The 17,115-nt window shown below is 35.3% G+C and carries 13 protein-coding genes; 11 read left to right on the top strand and 2 right to left on the bottom strand.

Annotation, left to right across the window (positions count from 1 at the left end):
- Positions 1-12 precede the first annotated feature (12 nt).
- A complete protein-coding gene (locus tag OZP09_RS18030) occupies positions 13-2,919 on the bottom strand; it encodes an FAD-binding and (Fe-S)-binding domain-containing protein (RefSeq protein ID WP_269235064.1) in 2,907 nt (968 codons plus the stop codon).
- Between the two features lie 323 nt (positions 2,920-3,242).
- On the opposite strand from OZP09_RS18030, the gene OZP09_RS18025 reads away from it, so the two are divergent.
- The 3 genes from OZP09_RS18025 to OZP09_RS18015 all read left to right on the top strand — a co-directional run bounded on the left by OZP09_RS18025 (position 3,243) and on the right by OZP09_RS18015 (position 7,223).
- Positions 3,243-5,681: a TonB-dependent receptor gene (locus tag OZP09_RS18025; protein WP_281309765.1), complete on the top strand. Its 2,439-nt coding sequence runs from the start codon at positions 3,243-3,245 to the stop codon at positions 5,679-5,681.
- Between the two features lie 311 nt (positions 5,682-5,992).
- Positions 5,993-6,829 carry a sulfite exporter TauE/SafE family protein gene (locus OZP09_RS18020; protein ID WP_269235061.1) on the top strand — a complete coding sequence of 279 codons (837 nt, stop codon included), beginning with the start codon at positions 5,993-5,995 and terminating at the stop codon, positions 6,827-6,829.
- Positions 6,807-7,223, top strand: coding sequence for a DUF1634 domain-containing protein (locus OZP09_RS18015; protein ID WP_269235060.1), 417 nt, complete (start codon positions 6,807-6,809; stop codon positions 7,221-7,223). The genes OZP09_RS18020 and OZP09_RS18015 overlap by 23 nt, the downstream gene beginning before the upstream one ends.
- 175 nt (positions 7,224-7,398) lie before the next feature.
- Here the strand turns inward: OZP09_RS18015 and OZP09_RS18010 are convergent, their stop codons facing one another.
- Positions 7,399-7,614, bottom strand: a complete 216-nt coding sequence (locus tag OZP09_RS18010; protein ID WP_269235059.1) for a hypothetical protein — start codon at positions 7,612-7,614, stop codon at positions 7,399-7,401.
- 348 nt (positions 7,615-7,962) lie between these two features.
- On the opposite strand from OZP09_RS18010, the gene OZP09_RS18005 reads away from it, so the two are divergent.
- From OZP09_RS18005 to OZP09_RS17970, 8 genes are all read left to right on the top strand, one after another.
- Entirely contained in the window at positions 7,963-10,167 is a 2,205-nt protein-coding gene (locus OZP09_RS18005; RefSeq protein WP_281309764.1) for a CHAP domain-containing protein, read from the top strand.
- 2 nt (positions 10,168-10,169) lie between these two features.
- Entirely contained in the window at positions 10,170-11,075 is a 906-nt protein-coding gene (locus tag OZP09_RS18000) for a hypothetical protein (protein WP_281309763.1), read from the top strand.
- A 67-nt stretch (positions 11,076-11,142) separates the two neighbouring features.
- Positions 11,143-11,601: a hypothetical protein gene (locus OZP09_RS17995; RefSeq protein ID WP_269235054.1), complete on the top strand. Its 459-nt coding sequence runs from the start codon at positions 11,143-11,145 to the stop codon at positions 11,599-11,601.
- Between the two features lie 169 nt (positions 11,602-11,770).
- The gene (locus tag OZP09_RS17990; RefSeq protein ID WP_269235053.1) at positions 11,771-12,979 is read left to right on the top strand and encodes an anhydro-N-acetylmuramic acid kinase; all 1,209 of its coding nucleotides are present in this window, start codon (positions 11,771-11,773) and stop codon (positions 12,977-12,979) included.
- Positions 12,980-13,243: 264 nt separating this feature from the next.
- Positions 13,244-14,815 (top strand): glycoside hydrolase family 10-like protein, encoded by a 1,572-nt coding sequence (locus tag OZP09_RS17985; protein ID WP_269235052.1) that lies wholly within the window; start codon positions 13,244-13,246, stop codon positions 14,813-14,815.
- A complete protein-coding gene (locus tag OZP09_RS17980; RefSeq protein WP_269235051.1) occupies positions 14,802-16,124 on the top strand; it encodes an MFS transporter in 1,323 nt (440 codons plus the stop codon). Before OZP09_RS17985 ends, OZP09_RS17980 begins: the two co-directional genes overlap by 14 nt.
- A 21-nt stretch (positions 16,125-16,145) precedes the next feature.
- Complete coding sequence (locus OZP09_RS17975) at positions 16,146-16,487, top strand: tetratricopeptide repeat protein (protein WP_269235050.1); 342 nt, start codon at positions 16,146-16,148, stop codon at positions 16,485-16,487.
- 178 nt (positions 16,488-16,665) lie between these two features.
- Positions 16,666-17,115 carry a GNAT family N-acetyltransferase gene (locus OZP09_RS17970; RefSeq protein WP_269235049.1) on the top strand — a complete coding sequence of 150 codons (450 nt, stop codon included), beginning with the start codon at positions 16,666-16,668 and terminating at the stop codon, positions 17,113-17,115.

Genomic DNA, 17,115 nt, shown 5'->3' with positions numbered 1-17,115 from the left:
TTAAAACCTTCGTTATTTTAAACAACTTCTTAAAATTGAAACCGGATGCTGAGCCTCTCTCTTCGTTCCATCATAAATCTGATGACGGCAGCTTGTTCCTGCAGCAGCGATTTTTACATTTTCGGCTGTATTACGAACTTTTGGGAAAAGTGTATCTTCTCCCATCTGCATACTCACATTATAATGTTCCTTTTCATAACCAAAAGAGCCTGCCATTCCGCAGCAGCCCGAATTGTAAATCGTAACCGTATTATTTTTAGGCAGATTCAGCATGGCAAATGTCGCCTCAACAGAACTCAATGATTTTTGATGGCAATGACCGTGGATTTTAATTTCTTTGGTTTCTTCTGAAAAAGAATCAGGGGTGATTTTTCCGTCGATGATTTCTTTTTTAAAGAATTCTTCAATTGTAAATGTATTATGTGAAAGTTTCTCCGCTTCTTCTTTATTGTCTGCCAAACGGAGGTATTCATCCCTGAAAGTCAAAATTGCCGAAGGTTCTATTCCAACCAAAGGTGCATTTCCTAAAACCAGATCTTTAAAAAGGTTTATATTATGATTGGCAATTTTCCTGGCTTCTTCCAAAAAACCTTTCGAAAGATACGCTCTTCCGCTTTCTTCGTGATCAATAACCAAAACCTGATACCCTAATTTTGTCAATAATTCGAAAGCATCGATTCCGATATTCACATCATAATAATTCGTGAATTCATCTACGAACAAATACAATCTTCCGTTCGGAAAATCTGTAGTTGAAGGCTTATGATTTTGGAACCATTTTCTAAAAGTCTTTTTTGCCAGTAACGGAACTTGTCTTTCAGATGCAATTCCCATTGATTTTTTAACGAAGGACTGATTCGAAATAAAATTCGTAATTGCCGGGAATTTACTTCCCATCTTGTTCAGTTTGGCGTTGTTGGCAAAAATTTTATTTCGGGTTGAGAACCCGTTTGCTTTTTGATATTGGTATAAAAATTCGGCTTTTAAAGTCGCTACATCCACATTACTCGGACATTCGCTGGCGCAGGCTTTACAGCTTACGCACAACTCAAAAACTTCGTATAATTCTTTTTGATCGAATTTATTTTCTTTTTCAGAATAGGTTAAATATTCCCGTAACGCATTGGCTCTGGCACGTGTTGTTTCCTTTTCATTTTTGGTTGCACGATAACTCGGACACATCGCTCCTCCAGCTGACGGCAGTTTTCGGCAGTCACCGGAACCGTTACACTTTTCGGCCGCGCGTAAAATCCCCAAACTGTCTGAGAAATCCTGAAATGTTTTGATGTCCGGTTCATCTCTGCCCGAAACTACACGATGATTTTCGTCCATTTTTCCGGCATTGACAATTTTCCCGATATTCAAAACCGAATTTGGATCGAATGCCAGTTTGATTCTTTTCAGTAATTCGTAATTTTTCTCACCAATCATAAACGGAATAAACTCACCACGCACAATTCCGTCCCCATGTTCACCACTCAGCGAACCTCTGTATTTTTTTACCAAATGCGCCACTTCGGTTGCAATGGTTCTAAATAGTTTTAGATCTTCAGTTTTCTTCAGATTCAAAACCGGACGAAGGTGTAATTCTCCCGCACCCGCATGAGCATAATAAATCGCTTCCTGACCGTGACTTAACATCATTGCTGAAAACTCTGCAATATAAGCCGGCAAATCGCTCAATTCAACCGCCGTATCTTCAATAGAGTCAGCTGCTTTATTATCGCCAACAATACTTCCTAAAAGTCCAAGACCGGCTTTTCTGAGTTCGTTGGCTTTGTCAATATCAGCACCGTAAATCTTTACATTGGCATAACCAAAATTGTTTTTTTCTAAATCGGCAATTAAAGCATCGGCTTGTTTTTCGGCCTCTTCCAAAGTATGCGCAGCAACCTCAAACATCATAATTGCTTTAGGTTCACCCTGCAAAAAGAACCTGTTTTTTACGTGTTCCCGATTCGTTTTAGTACAATCTAAAATGGTATCATCAATCATTTCACAAGTATACAAATGATGTTTCATCGCCACCACAACCGACTCTAACGATTCCTGAATCGTATGATAATGTCCAACAACCATTATACTGTGAGCAGGCGGAAGATCATCTACTTTTAGTGTTACTTCGGTTGTAAAAGCCAAAGTTCCTTCGCTTCCACAAAGCAGTTTTCCTAGATTGATTGTTGGTTCTGTTCCGCCAAATAATTCCGATTTCAGCAGAATATCAACGGCATAACCGGTATTTCTACGGTGAATTTCAGGCTTTGGAAATTCTTTTACAATTTCTTCCTGCGCTTCTTTTATCGAAAGCTCATCGTAAATCGTTTTGTATATTTTATTTTCTAAAGTATCGCATTTGGTCTTTTCGATAAATTCAGCCGAAGTCAGATCTGTAAAAACCACTTCTGAACCGTCGCTCAAAATTGCTTTTACTTCTGCAATTTTATCACGTGTAACTCCATATCGAATTGAAGTCGTCCCGGATGAATTATTTCCCACCATTCCGCCAATCATTGCGCGGTTTGAGGTTGATGTAATTGGTGCAAAAAATACTCCGTGAGGTTTTAGAAATAAATTCAGCTCATCGCGAATGACACCGGGCTGAACGGTTACGGTTTTCTTTTCGGCATCAAACGAAATAATTTTAGTAAAATTTTTCGAGACATCAATTACCAATCCTTCTCCTACTGCCTGGCCTGCCAGAGAAGTTCCCGCAGTTCTCGGTGTAACCGACATTTTATGATTGGCTGCAAACTTTATTAGTTTAACAATATCTTCGGTCGTTTTCGGGATAGCCACCGCATTGGGTTTAATCCGGTACACCGACGCATCGGTTGAATAAAGTGTTTTATGAAGATCATCATATAAAAGTGTTCCTTCTAATGATGCAGACAATTGTTCTAACTCCTTAATTATTGACATTCTGATTTGAATTTTATAACCTAAAACGGATGTGTTTTTTCGGTTACAAAAATACTCTTATTTCCTTTGTTTTTATTCTAAATTAAGAAAATTAGCCTCTAATTTTTCAATGTTTACGCCATAATACTGCGAACTTGTACTGTATTTTGGCATTAAGCCTTTCTATAAGTGTATTTTTTATACTTATTACTAATTGTTAGCAGAAAAAATGTATTTGAATCAATCTTAAAAACACTAAATTTATTTAGAATAATTAAAAATAATTTGGATAAAAGGGTATTTGCCACTACTTTTGCCTCATAAAAAATTAACCCTTACCAACGATGAATATAAATACCATCAAAAAACTGTTGTTTTGTTTACTGTTTTTAAGTTCGCTTAACATGTTAAGTCAGGAGCTTGGAAAAGTAAGCGGAAAAGTATCTTTAAGCGGAAATCTTCCTGCTGAGAATATTTCAATAAAACTTAAAGGAACGAAGTACACTGCTGTTACAAATGCTAATGGACAGTATGAAATCAAAAATGTTAAACCGGGAAGCTACACTATTAGTATTAATTCAGTAGGAATTAAATCGGTAGAAGAAAAAATTGAGGTAATAGCAAAACAGACTACTACTAAAAACTTTGCACTTTCTGAAAGTCAGGAAGATCTTGATGAAGTTATTATTACAAAAAACAAATACAAACAGGACAAACCGTCTTTATCTTTACGCCTTCAGACTCCGGTATTAGAAATCCCTCAGAATATCCAGATTGTGAGTTCTCAAACATTAAAAGATCAGCAAATTACCAGTATGAGCGATGGAGTTATTCGTAACGTGAGTGGTGCTGTTCGTTTAGAGCACTGGGGCGATATGTATACTAATATCTCCATGCGCGGATCACAAATTCAGGCATTCAGAAATGGCTTCAACGTAGTATCTTCTTTCTGGGGACCACTTACAGAAGACATGAGTTTTGTTGACCACATTGAATTCGTAAAAGGACCGGCAGGTTTCATGCTTTCAAGCGGTGACCCAAGTGGTCTGTACAATGTGGTAACAAAAAAACCAACCGGAATTACTAAAGGTGAGGCTAGCGTTTTAGCAGGAAGTTTTGATTTTTATCGTGCCAGTATTGACTTAGACGGAAAATTTGATAAAGCCGGAAAATTCCTTTACCGTTTTAATGGTGCTTTTCAAAAAAAGGGATCTCACAGACCTTATGAGCATAATGACCGCTACGTAATAGCTCCGGTTTTTTCTTATCAGTTGAGTGATAAAACAAAGGTGACATTAGAATATAACGGACAGTTTGCTAATACCAGCGAAGTAGGTTCATATTATGTTTTTAGTTCAGCAAATGAAGGCTATGCCACTACACCTGTTGATTTTACGATGACTCAGCCAGGTTTGCCTGATACAAAAATTAATGACCACAGTGGTTTTTTAATGTTTGAACATAAATTTGATGATAACTGGAAATTAACAGCTCAGACTTCTTATTTTAAATATATAATGGATGGTTACAGTTCATGGCCAGGTGCTGTTGGACCAGTAAGTATTGATACTGACGATGATGATGTTTTAGATACAGAAGTTTTGTCTCAGGGAGAAATTATCAGAAGTGTGAGTATTTGGGATGCAGAAAGCGATATGTTTTTAGGTCAGATTTTCCTGAATGGAAAATTCAATACAGGTCCTGTAAGTCATAAAGTTTTGGGAGGTATGGATTTAGGAAGAAAAGATTATATGGCCGATTGGGGGCAAACTCACGCATTAGATACTTTAGAAGATCCTTTTAATGTTTTAAATCCTGATTATGGAACACCTGCGAACGGAATGCCAAATTTTGATGAAAGTACACCTTTAAGCCAGAGAGCCGGAGGGATATATGGTTCGCAATATGCTGCCGGATATGTTCAGGATGAATTAGGTTTCTTTGAAAATAAATTAAGATTAACACTCGCAGGCCGTTACACCTGGATTAAACAAACCAGTAGTTATAGTGATCCGGCTGCAGATAGCCACATTACACCTCGTATAGGATTAAGCTGGTCAGTAACACCTTCTTTGGCTGTTTACGGAGTATATGATCAGGCATTCACACCTCAGTCAGGAAGAGTGAGACCTACAGAAACTATAAAACCACTTACCGGTACAAACCGTGAGATCGGTATTAAAAAAGACTGGTTTAACGGTACTTGGAGTACCACACTTTCTGCATATAGCATCATTAAACAAAATGAATTGACTACAGACCCTGTTCAACCCGCTGGATCTACAGTTGTTTACAGCACAACATTAGGAGAAAAAACAGCTCAAGGTTTTGAAGTTGACTTAAGAGGTAAAGTAGTTGATGGTTTAAACTTAATTGCTAATTATGCCTTTACGGAATCAAAAGTAACCAAAGCTAATGTCAGCACTTTTAATGAAGGAGATATAGTTCCGGGATATTCTAAACACGTAGCAAATGCATGGTTAAACTATACTGTCCCTGTCGGAATATTAAAAGGTTTTGGTGCATCTATTGGAGGAACCTATCTTGCAGGACGCCAAACGGATACCTGGAGCGAAGGATTAGAAAGATTACCTGATTACTTTAAATTAGATGGAGGATTGTCATATGAAACAAACAAATTCAAGATAACGGCTAATGTATTTAATATCTTAGATGAATATTTGTATAGCGGTTCATTCTACCAATGGGTTAGTAATGGAGTCTATTACTGGCAAACCGAACCACCAAGAAACTTTAGAGTAGGTATAACCTATAAATTTTAAAAAACAATTCTGTTTTATCATAAAAAAACCGTCTCAAAGTGCTATTTGAGACGGTTTTTTTATGATCCTATATTGTATTGAAATGAATTTTGAAATTGCAATTGTTTTTTTCAGGAGCTATTCCAGCTGTCCACTATATCTTTTGTGGTCTCATTAGAAAAAAACGAGACCACAAAAGGATACCGTTCCCATCTGGGCTAAGGCGCTTATTTTCATAAGAAACTTATATGGACCTGGTAATTTTTAAGTTCTTTTTAAGCCTTAATAGCCAATATGTCTTCGTAAATTAGCCCCCAGATAAAAACACAGCAATGACAGTATTAACATTTACGCTGATTATGCTTTTAGGAGCTTTTTTAGCCGGTTTCGTAGGCTCCTTATCCGGTTTAGGCGGCGGAATTATCATTATACCACTACTCACAGTTCTTCTCGGAGTCGATATTCATTATGCCATTGGTACGGCATTGGTTTCTGTAATTGCTACTTCATCAGGGTCTGCGGCGGCTTATGTAAAAGAAGGCATTACCAATATGCGTCTCGGGATATTTCTCGAAATCGCCACCACACTCGGAGCCGTTGGCGGAGCAATGCTTTCCACCATAGCACCGACGTCTTTTATAGCCGTTTTATTCGGACTCACACTTATCTTTTCCGCTGTTAATTCCCTGCGAAAAAAAGAAGAACACATCGTTTTAGAATCCAGTCCGCTGGCCAAAAAACTACATCTGAACGGCACTTACCCAACCCATGACGGAGAAGTTGTATCATACGGAACCAAAAATGTCATTGGAGGATTCAGCATGATGGGTATCGCCGGAATGATGTCAGGATTGTTAGGAATCGGGTCCGGAGCGTTTAAAGTAATTGCAATGGACAACATCATGCGGATTCCGTTTAAGGTTTCTACCACCACCAGTAATTTTATGATGGGCGTTACTGCAATGGCGAGTTCTGTAATTTACATTCAGAAAGGCTATATCGAACCCGGAATTTGTATGCCCGTTGTAATTGGGGTTTTGTTCGGAGCCATGGCGGGAGCCAAAATCCTGGTCAGAACCAACCCGAAAAAACTGCGAATTTTCTTCGCCTGCCTCATTTTTGTACTGGCAATAAACATGATTTACAATGGCATTAACGGAAAAATCTAAAAACATGACACCCAATACATCACAGGAAAAAGATTTTCAGAACATTATTGGCAATTTGTTACGCTATGGCGTTTGGACGGCATTGTCTGTAGCCGCCGTTGGAGGCCTTGTTTATTTACTCCACCACGGTCAGGAAATCGAAGACTACTCCGTATTTAAAGAAAATGACAAAAATATTTTCGAAGTAATCGCCACTATATATCAAGGTTTAATTCAGGCAAAAGGCGACTCGATCATCTTCTCCGGAATCATACTTTTGTTTCTCACGCCTGTATTTCGGGTATTGCTGTCGTTATTTTCTTTTTTATTGGAAAAAGATTATCTCTATGTTGCTATTACCACCATCGTAATCGGCATTATTATATTGAGTATTTCGTTTGGGTTTTCGCACTAATGAAACCCTATCATTTTAAGGGTTTTCAGAAGCTAATCCAGCTGTCCGCTATATCTTTTGTGGCGAACCCCGCCACAAAAGGATGCCGCTTCCATCTGGGCTATGGCGGTTGGGTTTCATGAGAAGATTTGGTTGAAATTGATTATTAAACACTACTCCTACCTGCACTTTAATTTCATTTCTTAACCGTATAAACTCCACCCGCAAGTAAAATAACAGCCAGCCCTAAATAAAGATATCCCTGTTCCTTACCGGATTCGTTCGATGCATCGATTTTCAGCCCCAATAAATTAATTTCTTTTGTATTATCGGCTATTTTGTTAATCCCTACATACCCGACAGCGAGACTAATAACGATCAGAATTATTCCTATTATTTTTGATGTATTCATGTTTTTGAATTTAATGGTTTCTCTAATTTAAGAAAAATATTGTTCAAATCAAATGTTACTATTCCTTTTTGTCCTGATTGATACAACGATAGCGCGGATTTGTAATCCGTGCACGCAAAGTATATTTTTTGGCTTTTCTTATGTTCAATTGTTATGGGCACGGATTGCAAATCCGCGCTATCGGGGCTAAAAAAGCCAGAAAAAGGATACCGCTTCCATCCTGGGCTACAAATCAAAATTTGTAAGAAATTTATTTTTATTATGATTGTTTTGATGAATTTAATATTTATATTCGCCAAGTAATTAAAGAAAAATCTTATTCTAATTATTGCCTCAAACACGATATAAATGTCAGATTTTAAAATAACCGGAAATCCTACTCCTGAGGTTGGAAAAGAAGAATTTTACTCAGTCAATACACTACTCCCTAAAATTGGATTTTATCTAGACCAGATTCCTTCAAACACTCTCAACAATTTTGAATATCCTGTTACATGGGAAGTTTATGTTTTGGAACTTGGTAAATGGAGAAAAGCAAAAGGAAATGAAAAAAAAGGTAGCACTGTATCATTTACTTTTTTACAGAGAAGCCTAACCCGAAAAGGAATTCGTATTGTAGCCAAACGTGGTGAACAAATAGCTCAACTGGATATAAAAACACATCCTACAGAAATCCCAAAAATTCAATCTGTTGAATTACTTGACAAAAACGGTAAAAAACCATCAGAACCTTTAGCATACGGGCAAACCATTAAAGCAAGGGTTCATTGTCTGCACATGGATTGGCAAAGAGTATATGTTACACTCTGTGAAGATGATGCAGACGGAGGAGGACATGATAAGCTGAATGAAAAAAACAAAGCGCAAACACTTCCTGGTATCGTAAAAAACGGAATTGCCGATATTGATTTTATATTGAAGCCCGATTTCAAAAAAATAGCCAATGCAAGAAATGCTAATGAAGGGCAAACCCATGAGTATTACGCAACCGCAGAAATGTTCCTACAAGAAAAAGTTAGTAGTAACAATTTAAATGTAAAAAATTCTGATTACCAAAAGGAGCCACAGAAACAAACAGCTCAAAAAACAATTCCAGCCGAAAATAAAGGTAAATCCAAAAAAGACAAAAAAGAAATACAATCTCCGGTAACTGGCAAAAAGTACGATTGGGTCGAAGAAGCCTTTAAAATAAAGCCCATATTCTTGCCTGATCCTATGGAGTTCACAAATAGCGTAATGAAGATTTTTGTGCCTGATGCTAAGGACGAGAAGAAAGGTGCTGCTAATTGTGTCTGTAAGGAATATGACTTGATTTGGGGGAATAAAGTAAGTTGTGATTTTAGAAAGAAAGTTGTGGAAATAAGTAAAAGCTTATGGCCAAATAACTATAAACAAATGGCTAGTGGATTAATGGCTGTAATGAGAGTTGAAACCTCTGAAACATTTTCTCCTTCTAAGATTGAATTAGTTAGTTATGTTGACAGTAAAGGAAAAAAGAGAAAAAAATATGAAGGTTTATCTAAAGAAGCAATAAATAAACTTGATGAAAACTTTAATGGTGCGGTTGGGCTCATACAATTTACAAAAGATGCTATAGAAGCTTTAAACAAAGAAAATTCTCTGAGTCTTACTAAAAAAAAGTTAGCATTAATGACCGATTTAGATCAACTCGAATATGTTAAGAAATATTTCATGCTATATAATTGGTACAAAAATTTGTTGTCCCCTGAAGATATTTATTTACAGGTTTTTGCGCCAATAGGAATTGCTAAAAAAGAAAGTTATATTTTATATGAAAAGCATGAAAAGCCAGAAACAGAAAAACAAAAAGTTAGTAATAGAAATTATGAGGCCAATAAAAGTGTGGATGAAGAAAATAATAATGATAAAAAAATTCAACGCTCAGAAATATTAGGCAGATACCGGATCAGTTTCGCAGAAGGACTTTTGAAGAAAGAAAAGGAGTTCAGTTGTGGAGCAAATAAAAACAAGGAAGAAACCAGTAGTGATGACATGGGTGTTTTAGATGAAATGAAAGCTTTAGTAGATAAAAATATTCCTTATAGTCAGCTTGGAGTTAGAAATTCTCTTTCTGAAAAAGGTTTAGAAGGTTTAGATTGTTCAGAAACTGTTTCAATTTATTTAGCTAAACTAGGAATAACAACTAGTGTAAAGGAAATAAATACAGGAGTAATGACTAACCAAAAGGATTTTAGAAAAGCAATAGATTCAGAAAATATCGACTTTATTACAGGAAGTGATTCTAATGATTTTAAACCTAGCAAGGGAGATATTTTTGTCTGGAGAAGATCCGATGGTGTAGGGCATACAGGAATTGTATATAGTTTTGATGAAGAAACCGATTTAGTAACTATATTAGAGGCAATAGGTAATGTGGGGAGTGCCGATGAAACAACAAATAAAAATAATGGTGGTTATTCTGGAACCGGAAGCTCCAGAACAGCCATATATAAAAGATCAGGAAAAGCTTTATCTAAACATGCTGGTTGGAAAGGTTACTTTAGGCCAAAAAATTACACTAAAAAATTATAAAAATGAAATCAATTAAATTATTAAGTATTTTTTTTCTTCTTTTAATTAGTTGTAAAAAGAAAGAAGTTTATGCTCAGGAGCTTTCTAAAAAAGAAAAGAAAGAAGTTATTAGCGAAACCAATTATTCAAAAGAATCACTTGACAATCTTTTAAAATGTGGAGATTATTCATATATGGATGGATATTTTACTGTGCCTGACAATGGGTGTATTTATAATCCAAAAACATCAAATAAATTAGGGAATGCTGAAGTCTATCTTATTCCAAAAAATAGATTAAACGAAAATATTGATTTTGAGAATGAAGAAAGTAAAGTCGGAAAATTAAATATTGATGATTTAAAAAAGCTATATGATATTTATGTACTTATAATAGATAAAAGAGATTTAACCTATAATCCAAATATGGATATTCCATATTATCCAAAATATCCTCATGATCAAAGTATCTTTAAATGGACTAATGGGACATGGAAGAAAATACTTACTCTCAATATAATTAATGAAAATAATAATGAATATAATAATTGGAAATCAAATGTTTTAGGTAATTCAAATATAAAACAAAGCAATCAAGATGTAGTTTTAAAAGGAAATTATTTTATTAAAACTAAAGTTTCAAGCGTTGAAACAGGAGAACCAATTGAAATTACCTTTTATTTTAGTTTTGAAACCTCTCAAGCTATCTTAAGCATCGGAACGAATGATTCGTTAGAAGCATACTGTGAAGGAACTTACACTATTACCCAAAACAAAGGAGTTTCAAAATTAATATATAATGGTGAAGGTACTTGTACTTCAGATTTAGAAGAAAGTTCTTTCTTAATCAAGAAAGAAAAGAATCAATATTACATAAAAAGTAAAAGATTTATAGATTTTGAATGGTATTTGCTAAATAGGAAGTACTAATTTAAGCTAATGTTAAAATGATTTTTCTTATTTGAACTCTCAGGTGTATTATATTATAAATTTAAATATGAAAAAAACACTCGTAATCACAGCTATTTTATTTTGTTTACAACTTGTAATTTGCCAACAAAAGCCAAAGGAAAATCAAGAGAAAGAAGCCAAGCTTCAAAAAATAAAACTTCCAAATAAATGGATTGGAAAATATTCAACATATTTTAGTTATGGGAAAATTGGAGGAGAAAAAGCAGGTTGGAATTTAGATATTGAAATCTCAAAGGATAGCATTACAGCTATTGGAGATGGTTATCAAATAGGGTTCAAAGATTTATTAACTGCGAAAGAAAATAATAATGAATTAGTATTAAATCATTTAAAAAATATAGATGGTTATAAGTTAGGTGCAAAAATGAATCCTGAATTTATATTAATTGAAGATAAAGGAAAATATTTTATTAAAACAAAATGGATTGATAATGATATAGTAACAAAATCAAAAGAATTCGGCTATGAAATTATAAAACAATGACACCTTGTAAAGTGCTGAGTTTTTTTCTACCCAAAATTATATTGCCAGATTAATACTTTATCCACAAACCAAACTATGTTTCTATTCATTAAATAAATTTCAAAGTTAGCTACCTTTATATCCACAAAACATCCCGATTTTAGCATTACCAAATAAAGGCATCCAAACAATGAACAAAAACATAATCGCACTATACAACATATCCCAAAAACAAACCCGAAAAATAATCGGTTTAATGTCCGGAACTTCACTTGACGGGTTAGACATTGCCTTATGCGAGATATCTGGAAGAGGAGAAAAAACGGAAATAAAAATCCTCGAATTCGAAACCATCAATTACTCCGAAGATATTAAAACCGAAATCCGAAAGGTTTTTGCAAAAAAAACAATCGATTTTCAGCATTTGGCTTTACTAAACGAATGGATCGGAATATTACATGCCGGAATGATTAATAACAGCTTAGCAAAATGGAGTATTCAGGCAAGTGAAGTTGACTTAATTGCCTCGCACGGACAAACGGTTTTGCACGCTCCGAAGTTTTTGCATCAGCAGGAAAAATTCCCCAATGCGACTTTGCAGATTGGTGATGGCGATCATATAGCCGTAAAAACCGGAATTATAACATTGTCAGATTTCAGACAAAAACATGTTGCAGCAGGTGGTGAAGGTGCACCTTTGGCGGTTTATGGCGATTATTTATTGTTCAGCAAAAAAGGCGAAAACCGCATCATGCTCAACATGGGCGGAATCGCAAATTTCACCTATCTCCCAGCCTCATTAAATGCCGAAGATGTTTTTGTGACCGATACCGGAACGGCCAATACCCTGATCGATATTTTTACCAAACAGTATTTCCCTGAAAAAAGCTACGATAAAGACGCTGAAATCGCTCAAAGCGGAACCGTAAACCAAACCCTTTTAACCGAACTAAAAAACGATGCTTTCTTCTGGAAAAGCTTTCCAAAAACCATCGGACAGGAATTATTCAATAAAGATTTTGTTGATTCGGTACTTTCAAAAACCAATCTTGAAAATATTTCGGCACCAGATTTGCTGGCTACTTTAACACGATTAAGTGCCGAAACAATTGCCGAAGCGATTCAGTTTGTGGTAAAAAACAGCGGAACACCAATCGAAGATTTTAAAATCTACATGTCGGGAGGCGGTACAAACAATCCGTTACTCGTGAAATGGTTAAAAGAATTATTGCCTTGCGAATTTCAAAAAAGCGATGACCTGGGCATTTTAAGCGATGCAAAAGAAGCGGTTTTATTTGCTGTTTTAGCTAATGAAACGGTTGCTGGAGGCGATTATGATTTTGGTAGCAACAAAGGAATTCCATCTGTAACAATGGGTAAAATTTCGTTTCCGGATTAATTTTTTTTTTGCAACAGATTAGGATTTTGTTTCACGCAGATTTTGCAGATTGAGCAGATTTATTTTTTTGTTTTATTTATAAAATCTGCATTGATCTTTTCGTTGCAATAAAATCTGCAATATTTGCTAAATCTGCGAGAGAAAAATTTTAGCGAAAGATTAGTATTAATCAGTGTAATCTATAACAAAAAAATAATTAGCGGAAATTCGTCTAATTCGTGGCAAAAACAAACTATTTTTGGTTTCTGTTAAAAAAAGATTGAAATGCATAAAAATCAGCACCTAATATTCTCTATCATATATTTATTTTTCTTTGGTTTGAACGCAAATTCACAGGAAAAAACCAAACATCCTAAAAACGAATTTAGAGGTGTCTGGATTGCAACTGTAGTAAACATTGACTGGCCCAAAACGGCAATTGACAACGTTGAAAAGGAAAAAGCAGATTATATTGCGATTTTAGAGGCTTACAAAAAACTGAATTACAATGCCGTAATTGTTCAGATTAGAAGTGTGGGCGATGCTTTTTACCCTTCAGAACTGGCGCCGTGGTCAAGGTTTTTAACCGGTAAAGAAGGACAGGCTCCGAGTCCGTATTATGATGCATTAGCCTGGATGATTGAGCAGGCGCACGAAAGAGGTTTTGAATTTCATGCCTGGATGAACCCGTACCGGGCGACTTTCGATTTAAACAAACAGCAATTAAGCCCTAATCACGATATTTTTAAACATCCGGAATGGATGATTGAATATGGTGGAAAACTATATTACGATCCTGCTTTGCCGGAAGTTCAGTCGCATTTAACCAAAGTGGTAAAAGAGGTTGTTGACAAATACGATATCGACGCCATTCACTTTGATGATTATTTTTATCCGTATGCCGTTCCCGGAAAAGTTTTTAACGATACAGCATCCTACAAAAAATACGGAAGTGGTTTATCCCTTGCCGACTGGCGCCGTGCGAATGTGAGCAATTTTGTTCATACCATTTCAACCACTATAAAAGCCAGCAAACCTTGGGTACAATTCGGAATCAGTCCGTTTGGGGTTTGGCGAAATAAATCGGTAGATCCGAGAGGTTCAGAAACACAATCTACTTCTAATTACGATGATTTATATGCAGACCCTGTGTTATGGATGGATCAGAAATGGATTGATTATATCCTTCCTCAGTTGTATTGGAGTATGAACAATCGTGTTGCCAATTACTCCAAATTAGTAAAATGGTGGTCTGAGAATTCAAACAACACAGCCATTTACATCGGTCACGCATCCTATAAAATTAGAGGAGACAGTGATAAAAGCTGGAATTTTATGTCAGAAATCCCGAATCAGATTGATTATTTAAGAAGTTTCAAAAATGTAAGCGGAAGTGCCTATTTCAGTGCCAAATGGTTTATGGACAAAAACTTCGATATTGTACGGCATTTAGAAGAAAATCAATATAAATATCCGGCTCTTCCTCCTGCAGTTCCAAACTTAAAACGTGTTATTATCGACACGCCGGTTGTCAACGAATATACAAAAGACAGTCTGCGCTATACCTTTAGTATCAAATCTCCTTTAAATACAAAAGTGAGATATTTAGTGATTTATGGGGCTGATCATATTTCGAAAATCGACATTAATGACCCCACACAAATTATTGAAAAAGTAAGGGTACACGAAAACGAAGGAAGAATTTTACTTTCTGTAGCTTCACAAAGAATCAATCAGTATAAAGCTTGTGCTGTAACATTTATTGATTATTTTGCAAACGAAAGTACACCAACAATAATCGACTTAAAAAAGACATTTAAAAATTATATCCCTGCCCAGCCAAATGAAAACAGATAATACTCCGTGGTTTTGGATTCCGCTTCTTAATTTTGCATCCGGATTGCCTTATGCAATAATTATAACCGTTTCGGTTTTAATGTATAAAAAATTAGGTATTGATAATAAATCAGTCGGCTTCTACACCAGCCTTTTTTATCTACCCTGGGTAATAAAGCCTTTATGGAGTCCTTTTATAGATCTTCATGGCACGAAGAGAAAATGGTTTTTGTCAATGCAATTATTAATTTCTCTTGCCTTTTTAATTATTGGTTTTACAATTCCTTTAAATAACTTTTTGATTTTAAGTCTGGCTTTATTTTTTATGTCCGCATTTGCTTCCGCTTCTAATGATGTCGCAACAGATGGCTATTATTTATTGGCACTAAAACCAGAAGAACAATCTTTTTTCTTAGGTATTAGAAGTACGTTTTATAAACTAGCAGGACTTACAGGAAGTGGACTTATGGTGCTTTTCGCTGGTCATTTGGAAAATAAATACAATGACAATGCAAAAGCATGGTCATACACTATGATTTGTATTGGTGCACTAATGGCTTGCATTACCGTTTATAATTTTTTCGCGACTCCAAAAAACGAAGAAAATGATTTTTCGAATAAAGGAAAGCAAGAACCAATGAGTTTCGTAGATGTATTTGTTACTTTTTTTAAAAAGAAACAAATTGGAATAATCTTAGCTTTTATTCTTGTATTTCGTCTTGGCGAAGCTCAGTTGTTAAAAATGTTAAATCCTTTTTTGGTGGATCCTACAGGAGTTGGCGGAATGGGTTTACAAACTGAAGAAGTCGGAATTATTTATGGTACATTAGGAATTACAGCGTTAACTATTGGCGGAATTTTAGGTGGTATCGCCATATCAAAACATGGACTTACTAAATGGATGCTTCCAATGTTTTTAGCAATGCATATTCCCATTATCGGATTTGTTGCATTAGCACATTATCAGCCTGTAGAGCTTTTTCATTTTCATTTAAACTTATATTTCTTTGAATTCAATTCTAATCTTAATCTCTATACTTGTCTTACAGTAATAGTAGAACAATTTGGATATGGTTTTGGATTTACGGGTTTTATGATGTTTTTAATTCATGTAGCAGAAGGAGAAGCAAAAACCTCACATTATTCACTTGCAACCGGTTTTATGGCATTAGGAATGATGCTTCCGGGAATGCTTAGTGGTTATATTCAGGATTTTTTAGGCTATCAAAACTTCTTTATTTGGGTTTTAATATCCACAATTCCAGGTCTTATTTTATCACGTTTTTTAATATTCCCGAAGGATTTCGGAAAAAAATCAGAAGAAGTTTAACCCCAAATCAAACTTTTACCTATGGAAATCAATGAAAATTTGCAGGCCAAACGCAACCTGAAAGGCGCTGAGTTCGAAAAAACCGGAGATCTTGAAAAAGCAATTGCATTGTACGAAGAAAATGTTTCGGAAAGCTTTAAAGGAAACCATCCTTACGACAGGCTGGCTAATATTTACAAAAACCAACTGGATCTCGACAATGAAATTCGCGTTTTAGAGAAAGCAATTGTCGTTTATGAAGAAATCACACTAGAAGACCGATTGGAAGGACTTCCAAAGTTATTTCGTTTTAAAAACCGATTGGAAAAAGCAATTGAAACTAAAAAACAATTGGCAAAGCAAAAGAAAGCTAAACTGAAATAAAATATTTTTTTTAACACATAGAAACATAGATTTTATTTTGTGTGAAAAGAGTAAAAAAGAGAAACTCGTTTCTCAACACATATCTATGTGTTTTTAAATTAAGTGAAACGCCTTTTTTCAGCGAACTAACACTATGTTTCTATGTGTTAGAAAATTAAACGCTAAAAATATTATAATCATGATTAACATTAAAAGAACCAATTCAGACGATATTGATTTTATAAATCTGGTTGCTTTGTTAGATCAGGATTTAGCGATTAGAGATGGTGAAGATCATGCGTTTTATAATCAGTACAATAAGACCGATAAAATAAAACATACGATCGTTTATTACGAAAATGATATTCCGGTTGGCTGTGGCGCTTTCCGCGAAAAAGAACCCGGCACAACCGAGATTAAAAGAATGTATGTGCATCCCGATCATCGAAAAAAAGGTATCGCATCAGCAGTTTTGGCAGAACTGGAAACTTGGGCAAAAGAAGTTGGTTATACCTATACGATTCTCGAAACCGGAAAAAACCAGCCTGAAGCGATCAACTTATATCAAAAATTAAATTATACCATAATACCAAATTATCCGCCTTACGAAAAAATGGATAATAGTGTCTGCATGAAAAAGACTTTATAA

The sequence above is a fragment of the Flavobacterium flavigenum genome (assembly GCF_027111255.2).
Classification (GTDB): domain Bacteria; phylum Bacteroidota; class Bacteroidia; order Flavobacteriales; family Flavobacteriaceae; genus Flavobacterium; species Flavobacterium flavigenum.
The sequence above is the reverse complement of the archived record's forward strand: the minus strand, read 5'-3'. Positions and strand labels throughout refer to the sequence as shown.